Source organism: Azospirillum sp. UENF 312511 (assembly GCF_058780635.1).
Genome location: NZ_JBSNCG010000001.1, coordinates 153,428 through 175,699 on the forward strand (window position 1 = coordinate 153,428; position 22,272 = coordinate 175,699).

Sequence of the window (22,272 nt, forward strand, 5' to 3'; positions counted from 1 at the left end):
ATAATTCCGCGGGTTCCAGGGGTCCATTTCGGCTCCTGGCGGGGGTGAAGGGGCGAAGTCCCCCTTCCGAACAGACTGATTGAAAGGGTCCACCGATGACCACCGAGTTGAACCAGGGTGAGCAGTTCGTCGCCGACTTCCGCGCCAACGCCGCGGCGCTGACCACTGCCAACGCCTACAACCCGGAGGATGAGCACGACGCCTGCGGCGTCGGCTTCATCGCCGCGATCGACGGCAAGCCCCGCCGCTCGGTGGTCGAGAAAGGCATCGAGGCGCTGAAGGCCGTCTGGCACCGCGGCGCCGTGGACGCCGACGGCAAGACGGGCGACGGTGCCGGCATCCACGTCGCCGTGCCGCAGAAGTTCTTCAAGGACCATGTGAAGGTCATCGGCCACCGCGCGCCGGACAACAAGCTGGCCGTCGGTCAGGTCTTCCTGCCGCGCATCAGCCTGGACGCGCAGGAAGCCTGCCGCTGCATCGTCGAGACCGAGATCCTGGCCTTCGGCTACTACATCTACGGCTGGCGCCAGGTGCCGATCAACGTCGACATCATCGGCGAGAAGGCCAACGCCACCCGTCCGGAGATCGAGCAGATCATCGTCGGCAACAACAAGGGCGTGTCCGACGAGCAGTTCGAGCTGGACCTCTACATCATCCGCCGCCGCATCGAGAAGGCGGTGAAGGGTGAGCAGATCAACGACTTCTACATCTGCTCGCTGTCCGCCCGCTCGATCATCTACAAGGGCATGTTCCTGGCCGAGCAGCTGACCACCTTCTACCCGGACCTGCTGGACGAGCGCTTCGAGTCCGACTTCGCCATCTACCACCAGCGCTATTCGACCAACACCTTCCCGACTTGGCCGCTGGCCCAGCCCTTCCGCATGCTCGCCCACAACGGCGAGATCAACACGGTCAAGGGCAACGTCAACTGGATGAAGGCGCACGAGACCCGGATGGAGCATCCGGCCTTCGGCACCCACATGCAGGACCTGAAGCCGGTGATCGGCGTCGGCCTGTCGGACTCCGGCTCGCTCGACACCGTGTTCGAGGTGATGGTCCGCGCCGGCCGCACCGCCCCGATGGTCAAGATGATGCTGGTGCCGCAGGCGCTGACCAGCTCGCAGACCACGCCCGACAACCACAAGGCGCTGATCCAGTACTGCAACTCCGTCATGGAGCCGTGGGACGGCCCGGCGGCGCTGGCCATGACCGACGGCCGCTGGGTCGTCGGCGGCATGGACCGCAACGGCCTGCGCCCGATGCGCTACACGATCACCACCGACGGCCTGATCATCGGCGGGTCCGAGACGGGCATGGTGAAGATCGACGAGACCCAGGTCATCGAGAAGGGCCGCCTCGGCCCGGGCGAGATGATCGCCGTCGACCTCCAGTCCGGCAAGCTCTACCGCGACCGCGAGCTGAAGGACCATCTCGCCACGCTGAAGCCGTGGGACAAGTGGGTGCAGAACACCACCCACCTGGACGAGCTGGTCAAGACCGCCTCGCTGAAGGGCGAGCCGTCGGATATGGACAAGGCCGAACTGCGCCGCCGCCAGCAGGCCTTCGGCCTGACCATGGAAGACATGGAGCTGATCCTGCACCCGATGGTGGAGGACGGTAAGGAGGCCATCGGCTCGATGGGCGACGACAGCCCCATCGCCGTGCTGTCCGACAAGTACCGTGGCCTGCACCACTTCTTCCGCCAGAACTTCTCCCAGGTCACCAACCCGCCCATCGACAGCTTGCGTGAGCGCCGGGTGATGAGCCTGAAGACGCGGCTCGGCAACCTCGGCAACATCCTGGACGAGGACGAGACGCAGACCCGCCTGCTGCAGCTCGAATCGCCGGTCCTGACGACCGCCGAGTTCCGCGCCATGCGCGACTACATGGGCGACACGGCGGCCGAGATCGACGCGACCTTCCCGGTCGACGGCGGTCCGGAGGCCCTGCGCGACGCGCTGCGCCGCATCCGCCAGGAGACGGAGGACGCCGTTCGCGGCGGCGCCACCCACGTCATCCTGACCGACGAGGCGATGGGCCCGGCGCGCGCCGCCATCCCGGCGATCCTCGCCACCGGTGCGGTGCACACGCACCTGATCCGCTCCAACCTGCGCACCTTCACCTCGCTGAACGTGCGCACGGCGGAGGGCCTGGACACCCACTACTTCGCCGTTCTGATCGGCGTCGGCGCCACCACGGTCAACGCCTACCTCGCGCAGGAGGCCATCGCCGAGCGTCACCGCCGCGGCCTGTTCGGCGCCATGCCGCTGGAAAAGGGCATGGCCAACTACAAGAAGGCCATCGACGACGGCCTGCTGAAGATCATGTCCAAGATGGGCATCTCGGTCATCAGCAGCTACCGCGGCGGCGGCAACTTCGAGGCCATCGGCCTGTCCCGCGCTCTGGTCGCCGAGCATTTCCCGGCCATGGTCAGCCGCATCTCCGGCATCGGCCTGAACGGCATCCAGAAGAAGGTGCTGGAGCAGCACGCCACCGCCTACAACGAGGAGGTCGTGGCCCTGCCGGTCGGCGGCTTCTACCGCTTCCGCAAGTCGGGCGACCGCCACGGCTGGGAAGGTGGCGTGATCCACACGCTGCAGCAGGCGGTGACCAACGACAGCTACACCACCTTCAAGAAGTACAGCGAGCAGGTGAACAAGCGCCCGCCGATGCAGCTCCGCGACCTGCTGGAGCTGCGCTCCACCAAGGCCCCGGTGCCGGTGGACGAGGTCGAGAGCATCACCGCGATCCGCAAGCGCTTCATCACGCCGGGCATGTCCATGGGCGCCCTGTCGCCTGAGGCCCACGGCACGCTGAACGTCGCCATGAACCGCATCGGCGCCAAGTCCGACAGCGGCGAGGGCGGCGAGGACCCGGCGCGCTTCCGCCCGGACAAGAACGGCGACAACTGGAACAGCGCCATCAAGCAGGTGGCCTCGGGCCGCTTCGGCGTCACCGCCGAGTACCTGAACCAGTGCCGCGAGCTGGAGATCAAGGTCGCCCAGGGCGCCAAGCCCGGCGAGGGTGGCCAGCTCCCCGGCTTCAAGGTGACCGAGATGATCGCACGGCTGCGTCACTCGACGCCGGGCGTGATGCTCATCAGCCCGCCGCCGCACCACGACATCTATTCGATCGAGGATCTTGCCCAGCTCATCTATGACCTGAAGCAGATCAACCCGGATGCGAAAGTGACGGTGAAGCTGGTCAGCCGTTCCGGCATCGGAACGATTGCCGCGGGCGTCGCCAAGGCCAACGCCGACATCATCCTGATCTCCGGCAACAGCGGCGGCACGGGCGCCAGCCCGCAGACCTCGATCAAGTTCGCCGGCCTGCCCTGGGAGATGGGCCTGTCGGAGGTGCATCAGGTCCTGACGCTGAACCGCCTGCGCCACCGCGTGCGGCTGCGCACCGACGGCGGCCTGAAGACCGGCCGCGACATCGTGATCGCCGCCATGCTGGGCGCTGAGGAGTTCGGCATCGGCACGGCCAGCCTGATCGCCATGGGCTGCATCATGGTCCGCCAGTGCCACAGCAACACCTGCCCGGTCGGCGTCTGTGTGCAGGACGACAAGCTGCGCCAGAAGTTCGTCGGCACGCCGGAGAAGGTCGTCAACCTCTTCACCTTCCTGGCCGAGGAAGTGCGCGAGATCCTGGCCGGCCTGGGCTTCCGCTCGCTGAACGAGGTGATCGGCCGCACCGACCTGCTCCATCAGGTCAGCCGCGGCGCCGAGCATCTCGACGACCTCGACCTGAACCCGCTGCTGGCCCAGGTCGATCCCGGCGAGAACGCCCGCTACTGCACGCTGCAGGGCCGCAACGAGGTGCCGGACACGCTGGACGCCCGCATCGTCGCCGACGCCCGCCCGCTGTTCGAGGAGGGCGAGAAGATGCAACTCGCCTACAACGCCCGCAACACGCAGCGCGCCATCGGCACGCGGCTGTCCTCGATGGTGACGCGCAAGTTCGGGATGTTCGGGCTGCAGCCCGGTCACATCACCATCCGCCTGCGCGGCACCGCCGGCCAGTCGCTGGGCGCCTTCGCGGTGCAGGGCATCAAGCTGGAGGTGATGGGCGACGCCAACGACTACGTCGGCAAGGGCCTGTCGGGCGGCACCATCGTCGTCCGTCCGACGACCTCCAGCCCGCTGGAGACCAACAAGAACACGATCATCGGCAACACGGTCCTCTACGGCGCGACGGCGGGCAAGCTGTTCGCCGCGGGCCAGGCCGGCGAGCGATTCGCCGTCCGCAACTCCGGCGCCACCGTGGTGGTCGAGGGCTGCGGCTCCAACGGCTGCGAGTACATGACGGGCGGCACGGCGGTCATCCTCGGCCGCGTCGGCGACAACTTCGCCGCCGGCATGACGGGCGGCATGGCCTACGTCTACGACCTGGACGACAGTCTGCCGCTGTACATCAACGACGAGAGCGTGATCTTCCAGCGCATCGAGGTCGGCCATTACGAGAGCCAGCTCAAGCACCTGATCGAGGAGCATGTGACGGAGACGCAGAGCCGCTTCGCCGCCGAGATCCTCAACGATTGGGCGCGTGAGGTGACCAAGTTCTGGCAGGTGGTTCCGAAGGAAATGCTGAACCGTCTGGAAGTGCCGGTCCATCTGCCGAAGGCCATCTCGGCGGAGTAAGACCCAAGCAGTAAATCCCCAGTGGATTGTGCATACGCAAACGGCGGTCCGGGGTAACCGGGCCGCCGTTTTTCACGTCGGCGGCGGCGCAGGCGTCCTTTTCATGGCGCCGGTTCTTGGAATAATCTGGTGCGGCACGGGTTGTTAGGACCGCCTGGGGGCATCCGCAACCACACGGGAGGGCGTCATGCCGGCAGAGGACGGCTTGCGCATCGACATTCGCTTCGCCACGGCGGCCGACGGGCCACGCTGTGCCGACATCTTCCTGCACGGGCGCCGCGCCGCCTTTTCCTGGCAACCCGAGGACCGGTTCGGCCTGGACGACTATTACGACTGCGTGGACGGGGAAGAGGTGCTGGTGGCCGAACTGGACGGTGCCGGAGCCGGTGCCTGGGCGACGACCCGGCTGGTAGTCGGCTTCGTCTCCGTCGATGCCGGCGAGCGCTTCATCCACACCCTGTTCATCGACCCGCAGTGGCGGGGACGGGGCATCGGCAGCGCGCTGCTGCGCGAGGCGCTGACTCTGCTGCGCGGCTCCGCCGAACTGGCCTGCGCCTCGCGCAACGCGGCGGCCCGCGCCTTCTACGAGCACAACGGCTGGACCCCGGTGCCCGCCACCGAAACCGGAGGGGATGCGGAACCCCTGGTGGTCTACCGCAAATCCGCCCTTTGACACCCCCTCGGCACGGTTAATCCATAAGCCGAAGGAGCGGCGTCACAAGCCAAAGCGCAGACTGTTTTCCACGCTCCCCATACGCTACAGTCCGGCCCGGCATGCGGACACTCCATCACCACCCCCTCCATCCCTTGTCCCGCGTCGCGCGGGTGATGCTGGCCGAGAAGGGTCTTCCCTTCGACACGGTCATCGAGAAGCCGTGGGAACGGCGCGAGGATTTCCTGATGCTGAACCCCGCCGGCGAGCCGCCGGTGCTGGTGGAGGAGGACGGAACCGTCGTGGCCGGCGGGCTACCCGTGCTGGAGTATCTGGAGGAGGCCTATCCCGACGTGGCCCTGATGCCGCGGGAGGTGGCAGCCCGCGCCGAGGTGCGCCGGATCGTCGACTGGTTCACCCGGACCTTCGACCGCGAGGTGACCGAGAATCTGGTCGGCGAGAAGCTGATCAAGCGGCTGTCCGGCCAGGGCCATCCCTACGCCCCGGCGATCCGCGCCGGGCTGGCGAACATCCAGTACCACATGGAATACATCGCCTTCCTGTCGGAACGCCGCCCCTGGCTGGCCGGCTCCAGCTTCACGGTGGCCGACATCGCGGCGGCGGCGGCGCTGTCCTGCGTCGATTACGTGGACAACGTGCCGTGGGACAAGGTGCCGGAGGCCAAGGACTGGTACGCCCGCATCAAATCGCGCCCCAGCTTCCGCGGCCTGCTGACCGACAGCATCCCCGGCTGCCCGCCGCCCCGCCATTACGCCGACCTGGATTTCTGACCCGATCTGTCCGACCGGGATAGGCCCCGCCAAAGGAGGGAACCCCATCCGTACCGGTCTGTTTCGCTTTGGTTGCAGAACGGCAGAGGAGGATGGGGGCATGGCCCAACACGACTACGTGCGTCACACGCTCGATTGCCTGGAGGAGGCGCAAGCGGCCCTGCGGCTTGCCCAACGCAAGGGCCAGATCGCGCCGGAGGACGAGGACCAGCTGTCCCGCCGCCTCGAAGGAATCACCGAACGCATCGCCCAGGTTCAGGAGATGCATTGAGCCGGGCCCGGGCCGCGCCCTCCCCGGCGCGGCCTGCGGCGACAGGCTGCCATGTGTGCCCGGACATGTTTGGGAGGAACAGCGCAGACTTGGCGGCTCGGCTGACCGTGGGTGGCCATGGGTTTCCTTGTTGAACCGCCGACCCGGTGAATCGTCCGCCAGTGTCCAGTCACGAGCCGCGCGGTTTCCGGCCGCCCTTTGTCGAAAGCGTGGGCCGGTGGATCCGCCACCCGCCCTTGCTTCCCCCTGCCACGCCATGAGGCGCAGATCATTTCCCCGTGACGGTTGCAAAGCATCTCACGGATCGATTCCGTTGAAAATTCACCTCGCGAATGTGCGAATTCGCTGTGTCGCGCATTAATTCACAATCTAATGGTTATTGATTGAATGATTTCATCTTTTTTATAGACTTAAACTCGCATCTATGCATTTTATAAGGGTGAAGCGTGATGTTTTGCACAACTATAAAATTAATGAAGCATCGGATGAGCACCGTCATTGGGACTGCCGGCAATGATACCCTGCAGGGTTCCGCAGGGGACGACACCATCGTTGGATTGCAGGGCAACGATACCCTTGAGGGCTTCGGGGGGTAACGACAAACTCTGGGGCGACGACGGCAACGATGTATTGGATGGTGGCGCTGGGAGCGACGTGCTTTACGGCAACAACGGCAATGACACACTCTTCGGTGGCGGCAACTCTGGAACGGGTGATTTCGCGAACTACGCCGACTACCTTTACGGCGGGTCCGGCAATGATTATTACTTCCATAACTTCGCGCTTGGTGGCGTGACCGTAATCGACGACATGTCTGGCGACCAATTTGGAAATGCTGACGCCCTGTTCATGTACAATGCGACGACGCTCAACCTCTACTGGGCTGGAGACCGTTCGACTTTATACATTTTCCAACCGGGTGAGTGGGACGACGGGACCTTCGATAATGGCATTGTCATCCGTGGCATGCTGACGAATCAGGGCAATCCAGGAGTGGGTACAATTGAATATGCCGTCCTCAACGGCGGTCAGATCACCACTTGGGACGCCGCGATATTCAACAGCTGGGATGTGCAATTCGCCTAAATTGGCTGATCATCAACTGAGTTTTTCGACAACCGGTCATTCGCCGTAGCTGGAGCCTGCGTTGCAGGCGGGCTCCAGCTTGCATGACGTCAGTCGAGTAACTGCCCCTGCTGGACATGGCGAAGGAGGATGCGACGATGAACGTGCTGGGAACATCGAATTTGACGAACGGTTCGGTACAGAGCCTCAACTCCCTCTCCCAAGCGACATCCGCATCACCAAAGACGGTTGCTGGAATTCCGGCGCCAACAGACCAAGTGTCATTCAGCCCGTTGGCTTCGGCCCTTCGTGATGAATCACTTAACGCCTTCAACGCGTTGTCGGTTGAGACACGGTCTCAGCTTTCCTCTCTCGTCGACAGCGGCGCGCTCTCTGGCGAGGATGTGCACAACGCTTTGAAGCAACGAACCAAGGAGGCACGTCTCGGCGCTTATGCGGCAACCTTCCGCATGGCCAACAATGACAACGCCGATCTGTTCTCCAGCGGTTCTGCGACGTCTTCCGATTTCAGGGAGGCGCTGCGCGCGGCTTCGGAAAAGCGGGCGGGAATGATGGAGAAGTTGTCCGCGTTGCTGCAGAGCGGGCAGGATGGCTCCGACGATTACGCCGCTCTGTCCGACCAACTCAAGGCATTGATGCCAAACGCTCGGTTGCTGGCTGGCGGGAGCGGCGTCGTCAACCCGTTCCAACCGATTGACCCAGGGGAATCCCGCCTGATGTCGACGCGCGGCGAAACCGACGCCGTTTACAAGCTGAAAGCCGCAGGTGTCGATTTGTCGGCCATCGACAAGGCTTTGCGCCCGATGGGTGAGCGTGACGCCGCGTCGCTGGTGGCCGAGCGTACCGGTCTCCCGCAGACGCATACAGTCTCGAAGGACCGGGAATTCTCATTGGATCAGGCGCTCATTCAGCCGATAACCGCACAACCTTCGGCGGCGGGGGCAGTTTCCGGTACCGATGGCCGTGTCATCGACACCGACTTCCTGACCAACGTCGGGTCTGCCATCGGACCGTTGAAGGGAAACGCCTTCGGTGAGGACGCAGAGGCAGCCCGCCAGTATTGGCGCGGCCTGCGAGCCAGCTACTGATCATTTATAAAGTGTAGGGCTCCTGCTACGCCACCCCGGCCATGCGCAGCGCCACCCCGACCAGCGCGCAGGCGCCCAGGGTGGGCAGCATCCCCGCCTTGAAGCGGAACACCGCCAGCACCGCCGCCACGGTCAGCGCCAGGGCGGGCAGGTTGACGCTGGCGAGAACGGGCAGGTCCAGCGCCATGCCGGCGAAGGACACCGGTTCCAGGCGGGCGAACAGCGTGTGCAGGGCGAACCACACCGCCAGATTCAGGATCACCCCGACCACCGCCGCGGTGATCGCCGACAGGGCGGCGCCGAGCATCCGGTTGCCGCGCAGCGCCTCGACATAGGGCGCGCCGAGGAAGATCCACAGGAAGCAGGGCACGAAGGTGACCCAGGTGGTCAGCAGCCCGCCCAGCACCCCGGCCAGCAGCGGCGGCAGCGCCCCCGGATCACGCAGCGCGCCGAGGAAGCCGACGAACTGCACCACCATGATCAGCGGCCCCGGCGTCGTCTCCGCCATGCCCAGCCCGTCGAGCATCTCGCCGGGGTAGAGCCAGCCGTAGGTCTCCACGGCCTGCTGCGCCACATAGGCCAGCACGGCGTAGGCGCCGCCAAACGTCACCACCGCCATCTTGGAGAAGAAGACGGCGATGCCGGTGAACGTGTTGTCCGGCCCCAGCGTCAGCAGCAGCGCCAGCACCGGCCCCAGCCACAGGGCGAGGCAGACCGCCCCGACCCGCAGCGACCAGGCGGTCGACGGGCGGGCGTGGTCCGGCGTCTCCTCGCCCAGAAGGCTGCTCCCGTGCGTGGACGCAGCCGGCCCGTGCGGCATCGGCCGGAAGGCGGAGACGCCCAGCCGCGCCCCGGCCAGACCGATCAGGGCGGCGGTCAGGATGATCAGGGGGAACGGAACATTGAAGGCGAAGATCGCGAGGAAGGCCGCCGCCGACAGGGCAACCATCGCCCCGTTCTTCAGCGTGCGCCGCCCGACGCGGACCACCGCTTCCAGCACGACGGCGAGCACCGCCGCCTTCAGCCCGAAGAACAGCCCCTGCACCGGCCCGGTGTTTCCCAGCGTCGCGTAGAGCAGGCTGAGCACCATGATGGCCAGCGCGCCGGGCAGGACGAACAGGACGCCGGCGATCAACCCGCCCACCGTCCGGTGCATCAGCCAGCCGATGTAGACGGCCAGCTGCTGCGCCTCCGGCCCCGGCAGCAGCATGCAGTAGTTCAAGGCGTGGAGGAACCGCTCCTCCCCGATCCACTTCTTCTCGTCCACCACGATGCGGTGCATCATGGCGATCTGGCCGGCCGGCCCGCCGAAGCTCAGCGCCGCGATCCGCGCCCAAACCCGCGTGGCCTCGCCGAGGCTCACCCCGTGGCCGGCGGTGTCCACACCGGGTGCGTTGGCGCTGTCCGCCTGGGTCATCCGTCGTCTCCGGAGCACGCGAAGGGGCACCATTCAGACCACAAGGGACGGTCCGCCGCCAGCGCGGAGATGTGACGGTAATGTTGTGCCGGTCAGGAGGGCGCCGCCGCCGGCAGCACCAGCTCCACCCGCAACCCGCCGAGCGGCGAATCGCCCAGCCGCAGGTCGCCGCCGTAGAGCCGCGCCACGTCGCGCACGACGGCAAGGCCGAGGCCGCTGCCCGGCGTGCTCTCGTCCAGCCGCACGCCGGGGGCCAGCACGGCGTCGCGCCGGTCGGCGGGCAGGCCCGGCCCGTCGTCCTCGACCACCACCGCCAGCATCCCGCCCGCCTCCAGCCGCGACGCGACCTCCACCCGCGATCCCGCCCACGTCATGGCGTTGTCCAGCAGGTTGCCCAGCATCTCGTCGAGGTCCTCGCGCTCCCCGGCGAAGACATGCTCGCGCGGGACGCGGACGGTGACCGTCACCCGGCCGCTGCCCCGGACCCCACCCTGGAGCTTTTCCATCACCCGCGCCAGCGCCCCGGCGCTGTCGGCCACCGGGGTGGCGACGCCGGGCAGGCCGCGGGCGGCGGCGGCTCGGGCGCGGGCCATGTGGTGGTCGATGTGGCGGCGCATCTCCGCCACCCGCCGGGCGGCCGCCTCCCCCTCCGCCTCGTTCGCCAGCACGGCGAGGTTGGTCTTCAGCGCGTGGGCGAGATTCCCGGCCTGGAGCCGCGCCCGGACCACCACCTCCTCCGAATGGTCGAGCAGGGCGTTCAGGTCGTCGAGCAGCGGCTGCACCTCGCGCGGGGAGTCGCCGCCGAAGCGCTTCCGGCGCCCGGCCCGCACCGCGGCCAACTCGGCGCGCAGCCGAACCAGCGGGCGCAGCCCCACCGACACCTGGACCATCGCCGCGGCGATCAGCGCCAGCGCCAGCGCCCCCAGCGACAGCCAGAGCACCCGGTTGAAGTCGGCCACCACCGCCCGCAGCTCCGCCTCGTCCTGCGCCACCGCCATGCGCAGGGGTGCGGTTCCGTTGGGAAGGGTCACGGCGCGCTCCAGCACCGACAGATGACGTCCGGCGGGTCCGACGACGCTGTGGCGGTGGATGTCGCCGTCGGCGACCTCGTCCGGCGGCAGAGCCAGCGCCTCGTCCCACAGCGAGCGGGAGCGCAGGAGCGGCGCATTCCCCGGCCCCACCTGCCAGTACAGCCCCGACAGCGGCCGGCGGAAGCGCGGGTCGCTGAGCGGCTGGCGCAGCAGCGGCGCGCCGTCCGCCCCCAGCTCGATCAGCGCGGCGAGCTGGTCCAGATGGTTGGTCAGCTCCGCCTCGAAGCGGCGGGCCACATGGTCGCGGAACAGGCCGGACAGCACCAGCCCGGCCAGCGCCAGGGCCAGCGCGATCCACACCGCCGCCCCGGCCAGCAGGCGGAAGCGCAGCGACCCGGTCAGCCGCCGCCCGCCCCCGCTCACGGCGCCTCCAGCTTGTAGCCGAGCCCGCGCACGGTCTTGATCAGGTCGGCGCCCAGCTTGCGCCGCAGGCGGCCGACGAAGACCTCGATGGTGTTGGAATCGCGGTCGAAATCCTGGGCGTAGATGTGCTCGGTCAGCTCCGTGCGGGAGACGAGCTGCCCCTTGCGATGCATCAGGTAATCGAGCACGCGGAACTCGTGCCCGGTCAGATCCACCGTCTGCCCGTCCAGCGTGACCCGGCCCGAGCGGGTGTCCAGCACCACCCCGCCGCAGGCGATCTCCGCCGAGGCGTGGCCCTTGGAGCGGCGGATCAGCGCCCGGATGCGGGCCAGCAACTCCTCCATGCTGAAGGGCTTCGCCAGATAGTCGTCGGCCCCGGCGTCGATCCCTTGGACCTTCTCCGTCCAGGCGCCGCGGGCGGTCAGGATGATGACCGGCGCCGTGATCCCCTGCGCGCGCCAGGAGCGCAGCACCGTCAGTCCGTCGACCCGCGGCAGGCCGAGGTCAAGGACGATGGCGTCGTAGGGTTCGGTCTCGCCGAGGAACTGCCCCTCCTCGCCGTCGGCGGCGCGGTCCACGGCGTAGCCCTCGCCCTCCAGCCGCTCGGCGAGCTGGCGGGCGAGCGCCGGATCATCCTCGACGACGAGCAGGCGCATGGCGCTCACCTCTTCCCATGATGGCCGCCCTCGCCTTTCCCATTGCGCCCGCGCACCCGCAGCAGGTCGCCGGTGGCGGCGTCGTATTTCAGCTTCAGGACACGGCCTTCGGCGGTGATGGTCTTGATCTCGTAGACGATCTGCCCGTCCTCATCCTCGAACTCGACGTCCAGGATGTCGCCGGGGAAATCGGCCTGCGCGCGGGCCACGATGGCCTCCAGCGGCATCGCCCGGCCCGACCGGAAGGCCTCCCGCGCCCGCTCATGGTCGCGGTCGTCGTCGGCCCCCGCCGGCAGAGTGGCGGCGAGAAGTGCTAGGGACAGCAGGACGGTGCGGACGGCGTTCATGGTCGGAACCGGCGGGCGAATGGACGTTCCCAGTTAGCACAAAGCCGGCTGAACGGCACCTGAATGGGCCGCGGGGGGCAAAGGGATATGGGACAAAGCGTTGCCGCGACGGTTGTCTTCGGGAGCGATCAGAGAGGGAGGAGCATCATGGACCACGACACCTTCAACATGGGCATCCGGAAGTACCTGAAGGTCGTCGGCGTCACCTCGCAGCGCGAGATCGAGCGCGCCGTGACCGAAGCGATGGAGGCCGGCAAGCTGAAGGGCAACGAAGCGCTCCAGGCCCGCGTCGTGCTGACCGTCGAGGGCATCGGGCTGGAGCATGAGATCAAGGGGGAGATCGCGTTGGAGTAGGCGTCGGCACCGGTTGCCCCCACCCTCCCGCTTCGCGGGTCCCTCCCTCCCCCGCTGCGCAGGGGAGGGCCAGAATCCCCCTCCCCTGCGCAGCGGGGGAGGGCTGGGGTGGGGGCAAGGGTCACCCCATCACCAACCCCCCGTCCACATACAGCACCTGCCCCGTCATGAACCGGCTCCAGCCCGACGCCAGGAACAGCACGGGACCGGTCACGTCCTCCGGCGTGGCGATGCGGCGCAGCGGGGTCTGGGCGACGATGGCGTCCTTCACGTCCTCCTTCGTCGCCCGGCTGGCGTCGGTGGGGTAGACCAGCCCCGGCGCCACGCAGTTGACGCGGATGCCCAGCGGCCCCAGCTCCGCCGCAAGATTGCGGCTGAACCCGACCAGCGCCGCCTTGGCCGTCGTGTAGTCGTGATAGGGCACGGTCGGCCGGGCGACGAGGTCGGTCGCCATGTTCACGATGCTGCCGCCGGGCCGCCGCCGCAGCACCGGCAGCACCGCCCGGCAGACGTTGTAGGTGCCGAGCAGCGCGCCATCCACCTGCCCCCGGTAGTCCGCCCAGTCGGTGTCCCAGAACAGCGTGCGCTTCTCCGGGTCGAAGGCGTAGGGGCGGAAGGCGTTGTTGACCACCACGTCGATCTTGCCGAACTCCTCCGCCGTGCGCTCCACCATGCGTGCCACCGCGTCGGCGTCGGTCACGTCGGCCTGCACCGCCCAGGCGTCGCCGCCCGCCCCGCGGCCCAAATCGCGGCAGGCCGCCGCCACCGCCTCCGCCGCATCGGCGTTTTGCAGGTAATTGACGGCAACCGCCGCCCCCTCCGCTGCGAAGGCCTTGGCGATGGCGGCGCCGATGCCGCGGCTGGCGCCGGTGACGAGGACGGTCCTGTCGCGGAAATCCATGGCGGGCTTAAGCCTTCCTTACTCGGGGATCAGGTCGGACTGGACCAGCGTGCCCATGTCGAGGTCCGTCCCGATCAGGCCCAGTTGCTTGAAGGTGTCCGCCCCCTTCTGCATCAGTTCCGGATCGAAGTGGCCGAGGCCCTTCGCCTTGGTCGTCTCCGACACGCTGGAGGCGTTGCGCAGCTTGATGATGGCGAGGTTGGTGGCCTCGTCCCGCCCGTTGATGGCGCGGGTCACGGCGAGGCGGGCGGCCTCCTCCGGCTCGGCGATCATCCAGGCGGCGCTGTCGCGGTAAGCGGCGAGGAAGCGCTTCAGCACGTCCTTCTTCGTGCGGTAGGTCTCCTCCGTCACCACGAAGATGTCGCTGGGCAGATTCAGCGTGTCCTTGACCTCGATGACGTTGATGTCCTTCAGCCCCTTCTGGAGCCCGACATGCAGGCCGGTGTCGGTCGCCGCGGTGGCGTCCACCTGCCCCTGGATCACAGGAGCGAAGTTCAGGAGGCCGGTCACCTCGATGGTCACGTCCTTCTCGCTCAGCCCCACCTGATGCAGAAGCACCTGGAGGTTCTGGCGCGTGCCGCTGGACAGGCTGTAGACGCCGATGCGCTTGCCCTTGAGGTCTTCGGGCTTGGTAATGTTGCGCTCCTTCGGCGACACCACGTTGAAGACGTTCTGCGGGTAGATGTTGTAGATGGCGATCAGCTTCTCGCCCTTGTCGAGCGCCAGATAGAAGGAGGCCGGGTCCGTAAAGGCCACATCGGCCTGCCCAGTCAGCATGTTCTGGATGGCCGAGCCGCCGCCGGTCCCCGGCACATAGCCGAGATCGATCCCCTTGGCCTTGAAGAAGCCCTTGTCCGGCTCGGCCAGCAGGTTGGTGATCTCGCTGATCGGCTGGCTCCAGCCCGCCACGGTCACCTTGTCGAGCGCCAGCGCGGGGGAGGACAACAGGAAGGCGGAAACGGCGACGGCACCCAAAGTGCGCAGGAACCCGAACATCGTGTGATTATCCTTTCCACGGACGGCGCAGCAGCCACCGTTCGAGCCCGGCGGCGGCCTGATAAACGATCATGCCCAGCACCGTGATGACGATGAACAGGGCGAACATCATGGTCGAATCCATCATCCCCTGCGCCGCGATGATCGAGGCGCCCAGCCCCTGCCGGCCCCCGATGAACTCGCCGACGACGGCGCCGACCAGCGCCAGCACCACGGCGACGCGCAGGCCCGCCAGGATCACCGGCAGGCCGGAGGGAATCTTGAGGCGCAGCAGGGTTTGCAGGCGCGTCGCCCGCAGCATCCGGAACAGCTCCCGCTTGTTGGGATCGACCTGCTGAAGGCCAGTCATGGTGTTTTCCAGCAGCGGGAAGAAGCAGATCAGCGCCGTGATGACGACGGTGGAGGTCATGCCGAAGCCGAACCAGACGATGAACAGCGGCCCCAGCGCCAGCTTCGGCACCACTTGGCTGGCCAGGATGTAGGGGTAGAACAGGCGGCGCAGCACCGGCACCTCGGCCAGCAGCACCCCGGCGAGGAAGCCCACGGTGCAGCCGGCGGCGAGGCCCATCGCCATCTCCGCCGTGGTGACCCAGAGATGCGGCAGCAGGTATCCCCCGGCCAGCCCGTCCCACAGCGTGCGCAGCACCGCCGAGGGCAGCGGCACGACCAGCGCCGACACCTTCGCCACCCGGCAATAGACCTCCCACCCCGCCAGCAGCAGGACGAGCAGCAGGGCGGAGGCGGCACGGACCATCACGACGCGCGCTCCAGCGCCACGCCGCTGTCGGTCTTGCCGTCCATGGCGTGACGAAGCTCCAGGCACAGGGCGTTGAAGCGGGGGCTGTAGCGGACGTCGCGCCCGCGCGGGCGGGCCAGCGGCACCGGCAGGGCGTGGCGCAATTGCCCACCCTCCATCACCGCCACCCGGTCGGCCAGATAGACCGCCTCCGCGATGTCGTGGGTGACGAACAGCACCGTCGTGCGGTGCCGGGCGCAGAGTTTCAGCAGGTCGTCCTGCAACTCCTCCCGCGTGATGGCGTCGAGCGCGGCGAAGGGCTCATCGAGCAGGAGCAGCGGCGGCTCGGTGACCAGCGCGCGGGCAAGCGCGACGCGGCTCTGCTGCCCGCCCGACAGTTGGCTGGGGTAGCGCCCTTCGAGCCCGGACAGTCCGACGAGCTCCAGCAGCTCCTCCGCCTTGCGGCGGTCCGCCGGCTGCGGACGACGCGTCAGCGACACCGGAAGCAGCAGGTTGTCGAGCACCGTCCGCCACTCCAGCAGCGTCGGCGCCTGGAAGACGAAACCGACCTGGGCGCCCGGCCCCTGCACCGGCTGCCCCTGGATGCGGACGGCTCCGGTCGAGGGGGCCAGCAGCCCGGCGACCAGCTTCAGCAGGGTCGTCTTGCCGCAGCCGCTGCGCCCGACCAGCGCGTGGAACTCGCCCTCCCCGATGGCCCAGTCGATGCGGTCCAGGATGGTGCCGCCGCTCGGGACGCCGTAGCCGGCCTGTTCGATGCTGACGAAGGGCATGGCCGGGCGCCTCAATCCGTGTAGGGGGCGAAGGTGTCCGCCGCCCGTTCCGCCGATCCTTCGATCTCGGTCATGGTGACGAGGTCCAGCAGGTTGAACCGCCCGTCATGGTGCCATCCCGCCTCCGGCGCGGTCATGCGGCCGAGCGCGCAGAGGCGCGTCACACCCACGGCCCCCAGCGCCCCGGCGAGCGCGAACAGCTCCTCCGGCGCGGCGGCGATGCCCACGGTCTGGAGGAAGGCGCGGTAGGGCGCCAGCCCCGGCACCGCGTCGGCCAGCCGGTCCACCGCCACCACCGTCACCGTGCGGTTCAGCCCGCAAGGACTCAGGCCGTCCGCCGCGTCGGTGTAGGCGACCGCCCAGCTTCCCGCCGGATCGCCGAGCAGGGCGCGGCTGGCGTCGGCAAAGCCCTTCGTCTCCTCCGCGTTGCGCCAGGACGCGACGCTGCCCGCCTCGCCCATCGACAGGGGACGGCGCGGGAACTTGCTGCCCAGCGCGTCCAGCTCGTGCGCCAGATAGCCGGCGAATTCGCGCGGCGACACCCGCCCGCCGCGCTCCACGAAAAAAGTCTGGGGCGAGTAGCAGCCCTGCTGGTCGTAGCGCGCCACGTCGTAGGCCGCCTGCCGCGCCACCGCCCCCGCCTTCCCGGCGTCGAGCGCGGAGCGGGCGACCATGCCGAAGCTGATCTTGTGGCCGTAGGGCAGGAAGCGCGCGGTGATCGGCACCCGCGCCCGGATGGCCTCCAGCGCGTCGTTGCCGCCATAGGCGACCACCGTGTCGGCGCGGCCCAGCCACGCGCGCTCCGCCGCTTCGTCGCCGCCCTTCCACCAGACGATGGCGATGCAGTCGGCCAGCTCCGGGTCGATCTCCGCCAGGATCTGCGCGAACCAGCCGGCGAACAGCGGCTCGGCGCTCGGCAGCTTGCCGACCGTGCCGGCCTTGACCAGCAGGCCGGAGATCAGGCTCCACAGCGGCAGGCCCGGCACGTTGCCCGCCCAGACATGCAGCAGCAGTTCCGGCCCGAAGGCGTGGGCGAAGCCGCCCTTGGGCATCGGCTGGAAATCGTCGAGCACCGCCGGGTTGGCGAAATCCTCGGTGATGAACTTCCGCAGCTCCGGCCCGCGGAAGGTTTTCAGATAGCCGGTCAGACCCAGCCGGACCATCTCGGCGTCGTAGCCGGTGACCAGCGGCAGCAGACGTTCCGCCTTCTGCCGCCAGGGATTGTCGCGGTTGAGCAGCCGGGCGACGGCGCGGTCGATGGTGGCGGCGATTTCCGCGACGGTGCGGTGTCTCAGATAGGTCCGCGCGTTCGTCCGCACCCGCGTTGCCAATTCAGCGACCTGTGCCTCGCTCAGCACCGGCACCGCCACGTCGAGCGTCTCGGCACCGCGCCGGAAGGTCAGCGTCCGCCAGTCCACCGCGTCGGCGGACAACCCCGGCAGATGCCCGGCGCGCTCCATCAAGCCAACGGCCATGGGGCCCGCGCCGCTTTGAGGAAGTCCTCGACCGCCATGGAGCAGCCCTTGGCATCCGCCCCGTCCGCCCGGCCGAGAAGCTGGAAGCCGCCGTCCACCTCCACCCCCGCATCCTCGGTCAGGATGGCCGAGGCGCAGTTGAAATGGGCCAGATCGTGATGGACCAGAACGCCGACGCTGCCGTGCGGCACCTCCTGCCCGGTCAGCGGGTTGATGACCCGGCTGCGGATCCAGTGCGGGCCGGACTTCACCGACGGGCAGGCCTCGTTGCCGTCGTCGTAGAACTGGGTGCTCAGCTCGGTCATGCCGTACATGTTGATGCACAGCCGGCGCGGCACGCCGAAGGTGGCGGACAGGCGGCCGTAGAACTCCTCCGCCGCCATCTCGCGCGACTGGCCCTTGAAGCCGCCGGTGTCGAGGATGCGGCTGCCCGCCGGCAGGGCGAAGCTCCGCCCCCGCTCGGCCAGCGCGTCCATCAGATGCACGACGCTGAAGCTCGCCCCCAGCAGGGCGTAGGGTTCACCGGTCGCCTCGGCGCGGGACAGCGCGTCGATGGCCCCGTCCACGTCCAGCCCGGCGTCGGAGACGAAATAGCGGCTCTCCGCGGTCCCGAATTCGCTTTTCGCCAGCGCCAGATAATGGGCGAGCGAGGAGTTGGGCATCGCCTGCTCGGTCGGGAACAGGATGCCCATGCGCAGCCGTTCAAAGTCACCCATGAAGCGGCGGCGGAAATTGACGGTCATCGAGCGGTCGTAGACCGCCAGCGTCGGATGGTGGCTCTTGCCGCGCACGCCCTTGGTGGTGCCGCTGGTCATGAAGACGTGCGGGCACTCCTCCGGCGGGCGTCCGCTCAGCGTCAGGTCCTTGAAGGCGCTGATCGGCACGGCGGGCACGTCGCGCCAGCTCTTCACCGTGCGCAGGGTGCGCGCCCGCTGGGTGGCGAAGCGGCGGTAGGGGGCGTTGGTCTCGAACTGGTGGGCGAAGACGGCCAGCGCCATGCGGTTGAACGCCTCTTCGTCCGCCTCTCCGGCGGCGATGAAGGCCAGCAGCTCTTCGACAAGTCGGGCTTCGGTCACGTCCGGACACACCTTTTGCAGCGCCAACAAACTGTTGCCGGGACAAGCGGTGTCTGGATGGAATGGGGGTACGCCGTGCCGCCCTTCAGTCCCGTCCCTACGCCGGTATGACCCGGATCAGGTTCGATGGGTCACCGCGTTGTCCGGATGAAAGCGCCGGACCGGCGGAGTCTCAGCCTCCTAGCGAGGCCCCCCAGGGAACACTTTGCAAGCTAAGGGACCGGCCCCCGCCCGTCAAGGAGGTCGGGTTCGAGGGTAGGGTGATCGCATTTGAAATCCCCTCTCCCCTCCGGGGAGAGGGTTAGGGTGAGGGGGTTGCGCTTGTGCCGGACGAACCGCCTTGCGCAACCCCCTCACCGGCCCTACGGGCCACCCTCTCCCCAGGGGGAGAGGGCTATGAAAGTCAAATGCGATTGCCCTGGTTCAGGGAGGTCGGGTTCAGGCGGCGGCCTTCACCACCTCCAAGACCATGGCGATCTCGTCGATGACGTTGTTCTGGCTCTCCATCGCCTCCATCACCTCCTGGTTCGTGACTTCTCCGGACGCCAGCTTGTGGTGCCAGCGCGGAGTCGGGGCGTAGGTGATCGACAGCGTACGGAAATCGACGTTCAGATGCATGGCCAGCCGGGTGTTGGGCCAGCCGCGCTCGATGAATTTCCGGTTCTCCTCCATCGAGAACAGGCTCAGCACGTTGGGCGTGATCGGGCGGACGTGGGTCGGGTCGCCGAGATAGCCCTCGCTGCGCGGGTGCGGCACCTTGATGGTGATCCGCGCGCCGTGGCGGCAGACGCGGTACAGCTCCTTCATGATGTTCAGGAAGCCCTCGGTCGTCTGGCCCATATGCTCCAGCGCGTGGATGAGCTGGACGTCGGCGACGCTGCTCTCCTCGAACGGCCAGGGCACGACCTCCAGGTCGGCCACGATGTCCGGCCCAAAGGTGCCGTACTTGTCCACGTTCACGTAACCGGCAAGCCGCGTGTCGCCGCAGCCAAGGTTGAGCTTGAGGTTCGACATCGCGCGCGCTTCCCGCCAGCCGTTGTTGTTGCCACGAACGCGACCCTACACCTCCCGCCGCAACAGCGACAGGGCGGCCATCGCCATCACCTGCGCGGAATGGACCATGTCGTCGATGTCCACATACTCGTCCGGCTGGTGGGCGAGGTCGAGGATGCCGGGGCCGTAGGCGATGCAGTCCTTCAGATGCCCGACCCGCGCGATGTGCTTCTGGTCGTAGGTGCCGGGGGACACCACCTGCGCCGCTGGGCGGCCCAGCACCGTCTCGATGGCCGCCCCCACCGCCCGCACCACCGGCGCGTCGGCGTCGGTCAAGGTGGGCAGGAAGGCCAGCACCTCGCGCAGCTCGTAGTCGAAGCCGGGGCGCTCGCGGCGCAGACCCTCCAGAATGCCGACGATCTCCGCCCGCACCTCCTCCGGGTCCTCCTCGATCAAATAGCGGCGGTCGATGACCATGCGGCAGCGGTCGGGCACCATCGGGCTGGGCAGGCCGCCATGATCCTCCGGCTGGCCGCCGTGGATGGCGTTGATGTTCAGGGTGGACTGCCGCGCCCCTTCCGGGACCACCGGCATGGTCGTGCGCTTGGCGGCCAGCCGGGGAATCAGCTCCGTCTCGATCCGGTGCAGCACGGCGCCCATGTGGCGCACCGCGCAGTTGCCGAGGAAGGGCATGGAGCCGTGGGCGACGCGGCCCTTCGTCTCGATCTCCGCCCACCAGACGCCGCGGTGGCCGATGCACACGCGGTCCACGTTCAGCGGCTCCGGAATGATGACGTGATCGACCCGCGGGCGGGAGAAGTAACCGAGCGTGGCAAGATGCCCGACCCCGCCGTAGCCGCCGGACTCCTCGTCCACCGTGCCGGAGATTTCCAGGGCACCGGGGAAGGGGATGCCCGCCTCCAATATCGCTTCAACGGCGATGATGGAGGCGGCGATCCCGCCCTTCATGTCGCAGGCGCCACGGCCGTAGACGCGCCCATCCTTCACGACGCCATCGAAGGGATCGACCGTCCAGCCTTGGCCGGCGGGCACCACGTCGATGTGGCCGTTGAAATGCACGCAGGGGCCGGGCTCGCGCCCTTCGATGCGGGCGATCACGTTGGTGCGCGGGTAGCGGTCGCTGTCGCCCGGCGCCCCATCCGCCCGCACATACTCCACGGCGAAGCCGCGCCCGGCCAGCCGCCGCCCGAGGAATTCCGCGCAGTCGGTGTAGACGTCGCCGGGCGGGTTCACGGTCGGGATGCGGATCAGGTCGCGGGTCAGCGCGACAAGCTCGTCGCGCCGCTCCGCGATGCGGCGGAACAGCGACTCCCGGTGGTCGAGCGGCATGCCTCCCCCCTACGCACACTTCGTTGCGCGGAAGGATCGGTCATGCCGGCGCGCCTGTCGAGAGGTTCCGCGCCTCACTCCGCCGCATGATGCCGCAGCCGCCCGTCCTCGTTGGTGCGGCCGTTGCGGAGCTGCTCCTCGTACCAGCGGCGGTGATGGTCCTTGGCCCAGTTCTCGTCCACCACGCCGCGGCCCATGGCGTCGAAGGCGCCCTCCATGCCGATGGTGCCGATGTAGATGTGCCCGATGATCAGCGCGATCATCAGCGCGGCCACCACCCCGTGCGCCACATGCAGGATCTGCATGCCGCCGATCCCGGTGACGGCGAAGGGCATCATCAGCAGGAAGCCGGTGAGCGACAGCGCGAAGCCGCCGAACACCACCGCCCAGAAGACGCCCTTCTGGCCGGCGTTGAAGCGCCCGGCCTCGGGATGCTCGCCGGACTTGCTCAGCACGCCGCCCAGCGTCTTCAGCCAGACCAGATCGGCCTTCTCCGGGATGTTGTCGCGCACCCACAGCACGAAGATCATCAGCAGCCCGAGGACGAAAGGCACGCTGAAGAAATTGTGCATGTACTTGCTGGCCTCGGCCAGCATCGTGAAGTTGGGGTGGCCGATCAGCGGGATCAGCAGCATGCGCCCGAAGGTCAGGATCAGCCCGGTCAGCGCCATCAGCAGGAAGCTGACCGCCGTCGTCCAGTGGGCGAAGCGGTCCATGCCGCTGAAGCGCGGCACCGGACGCCCCGACCGGCCGCCGTGGATGCGGATGGTGCCGCGGATCAGGTAGAAGATCGCCAGCACCGCGATCGGCCCCAGGATCAGCGCGCCGGCGATGATCTTCAGCCAGACCATGCGGAACTCGCGCCATTCCCGCCCTTCCGGCTGAACCAGGACGCCCAGCTTTTCGTCGGGGATGCTGACCCGCCCGGAGAGCTTGCCGTCCGGCGTCTGGTAGAGCTGCACCTCGTCCTTCGAGGTCGGCGAGTTCGGCCCCGGCGTCTGGTAGAACTGCGCCTGCACCGCCGGTGCGGCGAGCAGCAGAACGAACAGGACCAGCAGGGGGCGCAGGAGCTTCGTCATGTCGCGTCCTTCCCTAGAGAGTATGCGCTTCGCGGGGTGCTGCGTCGGGGGACGCTTGCCCCCACCCCGGCCCTCCCCCGCTGGGAGGGGGAGGGAGATATTCGCGGAGCGGCGGC

Annotated in this window: 21 protein-coding genes and 1 riboswitch; of the genes, 8 read left to right on the forward strand and 13 right to left on the reverse strand. The window is 68.0% G+C overall.

Going from position 1 to position 22,272, the window contains the following annotated elements; all coding sequences use genetic code 11:
- The first annotated feature begins 95 nt into the window (after nucleotides 1-95).
- The 7 genes from gltB to ACWPN7_RS00785 all read left to right on the forward strand — a co-directional run bounded on the left by gltB (nucleotide 96) and on the right by ACWPN7_RS00785 (nucleotide 8,531).
- On the forward strand, nucleotides 96-4,643 hold the full coding sequence (gltB, locus tag ACWPN7_RS00755; protein ID WP_040133879.1) for a glutamate synthase large subunit: 4,548 nt from the start codon (nucleotides 96-98) through the stop codon (nucleotides 4,641-4,643).
- Nucleotides 4,644-4,830: 187 nt separating this feature from the next.
- Entirely contained in the window at nucleotides 4,831-5,316 is a 486-nt protein-coding gene (locus tag ACWPN7_RS00760) for a GNAT family N-acetyltransferase (RefSeq protein ID WP_459197616.1), read from the forward strand.
- Nucleotides 5,317-5,417: 101 nt separating this feature from the next.
- On the forward strand, nucleotides 5,418-6,086 hold the full coding sequence (locus tag ACWPN7_RS00765; protein WP_014198042.1) for a glutathione S-transferase family protein: 669 nt from the start codon (nucleotides 5,418-5,420) through the stop codon (nucleotides 6,084-6,086).
- Between the two features lie 100 nt (nucleotides 6,087-6,186).
- Nucleotides 6,187-6,357 carry a hypothetical protein gene (locus tag ACWPN7_RS00770; RefSeq protein ID WP_014198041.1) on the forward strand — a complete coding sequence of 57 codons (171 nt, stop codon included), beginning with the start codon at nucleotides 6,187-6,189 and terminating at the stop codon, nucleotides 6,355-6,357.
- A 485-nt stretch (nucleotides 6,358-6,842) separates the two neighbouring features.
- A complete protein-coding gene (locus ACWPN7_RS00775) occupies nucleotides 6,843-6,953 on the forward strand; it encodes a hypothetical protein (RefSeq protein WP_456526177.1) in 111 nt (36 codons plus the stop codon).
- Nucleotides 6,934-7,443 carry a calcium-binding protein gene (locus ACWPN7_RS00780; RefSeq protein WP_492273085.1) on the forward strand — a complete coding sequence of 170 codons (510 nt, stop codon included), beginning with the start codon at nucleotides 6,934-6,936 and terminating at the stop codon, nucleotides 7,441-7,443. Before ACWPN7_RS00775 ends, ACWPN7_RS00780 begins: the two co-directional genes overlap by 20 nt.
- A 137-nt stretch (nucleotides 7,444-7,580) precedes the next feature.
- Nucleotides 7,581-8,531, forward strand: a complete 951-nt coding sequence (locus tag ACWPN7_RS00785) for a hypothetical protein (RefSeq protein WP_459197617.1) — start codon at nucleotides 7,581-7,583, stop codon at nucleotides 8,529-8,531.
- 25 nt (nucleotides 8,532-8,556) lie between these two features.
- On the opposite strand, the gene chrA is transcribed toward ACWPN7_RS00785, so the two are convergent.
- From chrA to ACWPN7_RS00805, 4 genes are all read right to left on the reverse strand, one after another.
- Nucleotides 8,557-9,948 carry a chromate efflux transporter gene (gene chrA, locus ACWPN7_RS00790; RefSeq protein WP_459197618.1) on the reverse strand — a complete coding sequence of 464 codons (1,392 nt, stop codon included), beginning with the start codon at nucleotides 9,946-9,948 and terminating at the stop codon, nucleotides 8,557-8,559.
- A gap of 92 nt (nucleotides 9,949-10,040) precedes the next feature.
- Nucleotides 10,041-11,402 (reverse strand): sensor histidine kinase, encoded by a 1,362-nt coding sequence (locus ACWPN7_RS00795; RefSeq protein WP_459197619.1) that lies wholly within the window; start codon nucleotides 11,400-11,402, stop codon nucleotides 10,041-10,043.
- A complete protein-coding gene (locus ACWPN7_RS00800) occupies nucleotides 11,399-12,058 on the reverse strand; it encodes a response regulator (RefSeq protein ID WP_145705734.1) in 660 nt (219 codons plus the stop codon). Before ACWPN7_RS00800 ends, ACWPN7_RS00795 begins: the two co-directional genes overlap by 4 nt.
- A gap of 5 nt (nucleotides 12,059-12,063) precedes the next feature.
- Nucleotides 12,064-12,405, reverse strand: coding sequence for a PepSY domain-containing protein (locus tag ACWPN7_RS00805; RefSeq protein WP_145705736.1), 342 nt, complete (start codon nucleotides 12,403-12,405; stop codon nucleotides 12,064-12,066).
- 147 nt (nucleotides 12,406-12,552) lie between these two features.
- Here ACWPN7_RS00805 and ACWPN7_RS00810 point away from each other — a divergent pair, with 147 nt between their 5' ends.
- Nucleotides 12,553-12,759 (forward strand): DUF6494 family protein, encoded by a 207-nt coding sequence (locus ACWPN7_RS00810; RefSeq protein WP_459197620.1) that lies wholly within the window; start codon nucleotides 12,553-12,555, stop codon nucleotides 12,757-12,759.
- 121 nt (nucleotides 12,760-12,880) lie between these two features.
- Here ACWPN7_RS00810 and ACWPN7_RS00815 read toward each other — a convergent pair whose 3' ends face one another.
- The 9 genes from ACWPN7_RS00815 to ACWPN7_RS00855 form a co-directional block, all read right to left on the reverse strand.
- Entirely contained in the window at nucleotides 12,881-13,660 is a 780-nt protein-coding gene (locus ACWPN7_RS00815; protein ID WP_459197621.1) for a 3-oxoacyl-ACP reductase, read from the reverse strand.
- Between the two features lie 18 nt (nucleotides 13,661-13,678).
- Nucleotides 13,679-14,656, reverse strand: a complete 978-nt coding sequence (locus tag ACWPN7_RS00820) for an ABC transporter substrate-binding protein (RefSeq protein ID WP_149651098.1) — start codon at nucleotides 14,654-14,656, stop codon at nucleotides 13,679-13,681.
- A gap of 7 nt (nucleotides 14,657-14,663) precedes the next feature.
- Nucleotides 14,664-15,410, reverse strand: coding sequence for an ABC transporter permease (locus ACWPN7_RS00825; RefSeq protein ID WP_456530861.1), 747 nt, complete (start codon nucleotides 15,408-15,410; stop codon nucleotides 14,664-14,666).
- Nucleotides 15,410-16,183: an ABC transporter ATP-binding protein gene (locus tag ACWPN7_RS00830; RefSeq protein ID WP_459197622.1), complete on the reverse strand. Its 774-nt coding sequence runs from the start codon at nucleotides 16,181-16,183 to the stop codon at nucleotides 15,410-15,412. Before ACWPN7_RS00830 ends, ACWPN7_RS00825 begins: the two co-directional genes overlap by 1 nt.
- 11 nt (nucleotides 16,184-16,194) lie before the next feature.
- Nucleotides 16,195-17,658, reverse strand: a complete 1,464-nt coding sequence (locus ACWPN7_RS00835; RefSeq protein WP_459197623.1) for an acyl-CoA reductase — start codon at nucleotides 17,656-17,658, stop codon at nucleotides 16,195-16,197.
- Nucleotides 17,643-18,734, reverse strand: coding sequence for a LuxE/PaaK family acyltransferase (locus tag ACWPN7_RS00840; RefSeq protein ID WP_349620974.1), 1,092 nt, complete (start codon nucleotides 18,732-18,734; stop codon nucleotides 17,643-17,645). The genes ACWPN7_RS00835 and ACWPN7_RS00840 overlap by 16 nt, the downstream gene beginning before the upstream one ends.
- A 76-nt stretch (nucleotides 18,735-18,810) precedes the next feature.
- Nucleotides 18,811-18,940, reverse strand: a riboswitch (TPP riboswitch).
- Nucleotides 18,941-19,172: 232 nt separating this feature from the next.
- Nucleotides 19,173-19,748 carry a class I SAM-dependent methyltransferase gene (locus tag ACWPN7_RS00845; RefSeq protein ID WP_459197624.1) on the reverse strand — a complete coding sequence of 192 codons (576 nt, stop codon included), beginning with the start codon at nucleotides 19,746-19,748 and terminating at the stop codon, nucleotides 19,173-19,175.
- A gap of 45 nt (nucleotides 19,749-19,793) precedes the next feature.
- On the reverse strand, nucleotides 19,794-21,077 hold the full coding sequence (locus tag ACWPN7_RS00850) for an acetylornithine deacetylase/succinyl-diaminopimelate desuccinylase family protein (RefSeq protein WP_456526186.1): 1,284 nt from the start codon (nucleotides 21,075-21,077) through the stop codon (nucleotides 19,794-19,796).
- 74 nt (nucleotides 21,078-21,151) lie between these two features.
- A complete protein-coding gene (locus ACWPN7_RS00855) occupies nucleotides 21,152-22,156 on the reverse strand; it encodes a formate dehydrogenase subunit gamma (RefSeq protein WP_349620976.1) in 1,005 nt (334 codons plus the stop codon).
- Between the last annotated feature and the right edge of the window lie 116 nt (nucleotides 22,157-22,272).

Bases quoted from the DNA above. Each gene is read 5' to 3' on its own strand.
- gltB (WP_040133879.1), top strand. From the start codon at position 96: ATGACCACCGAGTTGAACCAGGGTGAGCAGTTCGTCGCCGACTTCCGC.
- ACWPN7_RS00775 (WP_456526177.1), top strand. From the start codon at position 6,843: ATGAGCACCGTCATTGGGACTGCCGGCAATGATACCCTGCAGGGTTCC.
- ACWPN7_RS00855 (WP_349620976.1), bottom strand. From the start codon at position 22,156: ATGACGAAGCTCCTGCGCCCCCTGCTGGTCCTGTTCGTTCTGCTGCTC.
- ACWPN7_RS00820 (WP_149651098.1), bottom strand. From the start codon at position 14,656: ATGTTCGGGTTCCTGCGCACTTTGGGTGCCGTCGCCGTTTCCGCCTTC.
- ACWPN7_RS00815 (WP_459197621.1), bottom strand. From the start codon at position 13,660: ATGGATTTCCGCGACAGGACCGTCCTCGTCACCGGCGCCAGCCGCGGC.
- ACWPN7_RS00760 (WP_459197616.1), top strand. From the start codon at position 4,831: ATGCCGGCAGAGGACGGCTTGCGCATCGACATTCGCTTCGCCACGGCG.
- ACWPN7_RS00830 (WP_459197622.1), bottom strand. From the start codon at position 16,183: ATGCCCTTCGTCAGCATCGAACAGGCCGGCTACGGCGTCCCGAGCGGC.
- ACWPN7_RS00850 (WP_456526186.1), bottom strand. From the start codon at position 21,077: ATGCCGCTCGACCACCGGGAGTCGCTGTTCCGCCGCATCGCGGAGCGG.
- ACWPN7_RS00810 (WP_459197620.1), top strand. From the start codon at position 12,553: ATGGACCACGACACCTTCAACATGGGCATCCGGAAGTACCTGAAGGTC.
- chrA (WP_459197618.1), bottom strand. From the start codon at position 9,948: ATGACCCAGGCGGACAGCGCCAACGCACCCGGTGTGGACACCGCCGGC.
- ACWPN7_RS00800 (WP_145705734.1), bottom strand. From the start codon at position 12,058: ATGCGCCTGCTCGTCGTCGAGGATGATCCGGCGCTCGCCCGCCAGCTC.
- ACWPN7_RS00765 (WP_014198042.1), top strand. From the start codon at position 5,418: ATGCGGACACTCCATCACCACCCCCTCCATCCCTTGTCCCGCGTCGCG.
- ACWPN7_RS00785 (WP_459197617.1), top strand. From the start codon at position 7,581: ATGAACGTGCTGGGAACATCGAATTTGACGAACGGTTCGGTACAGAGC.
- ACWPN7_RS00835 (WP_459197623.1), bottom strand. From the start codon at position 17,658: ATGGCCGTTGGCTTGATGGAGCGCGCCGGGCATCTGCCGGGGTTGTCC.
- ACWPN7_RS00845 (WP_459197624.1), bottom strand. From the start codon at position 19,748: ATGTCGAACCTCAAGCTCAACCTTGGCTGCGGCGACACGCGGCTTGCC.
- ACWPN7_RS00770 (WP_014198041.1), top strand. From the start codon at position 6,187: ATGGCCCAACACGACTACGTGCGTCACACGCTCGATTGCCTGGAGGAG.
- ACWPN7_RS00805 (WP_145705736.1), bottom strand. From the start codon at position 12,405: ATGAACGCCGTCCGCACCGTCCTGCTGTCCCTAGCACTTCTCGCCGCC.
- ACWPN7_RS00825 (WP_456530861.1), bottom strand. From the start codon at position 15,410: ATGGTCCGTGCCGCCTCCGCCCTGCTGCTCGTCCTGCTGCTGGCGGGG.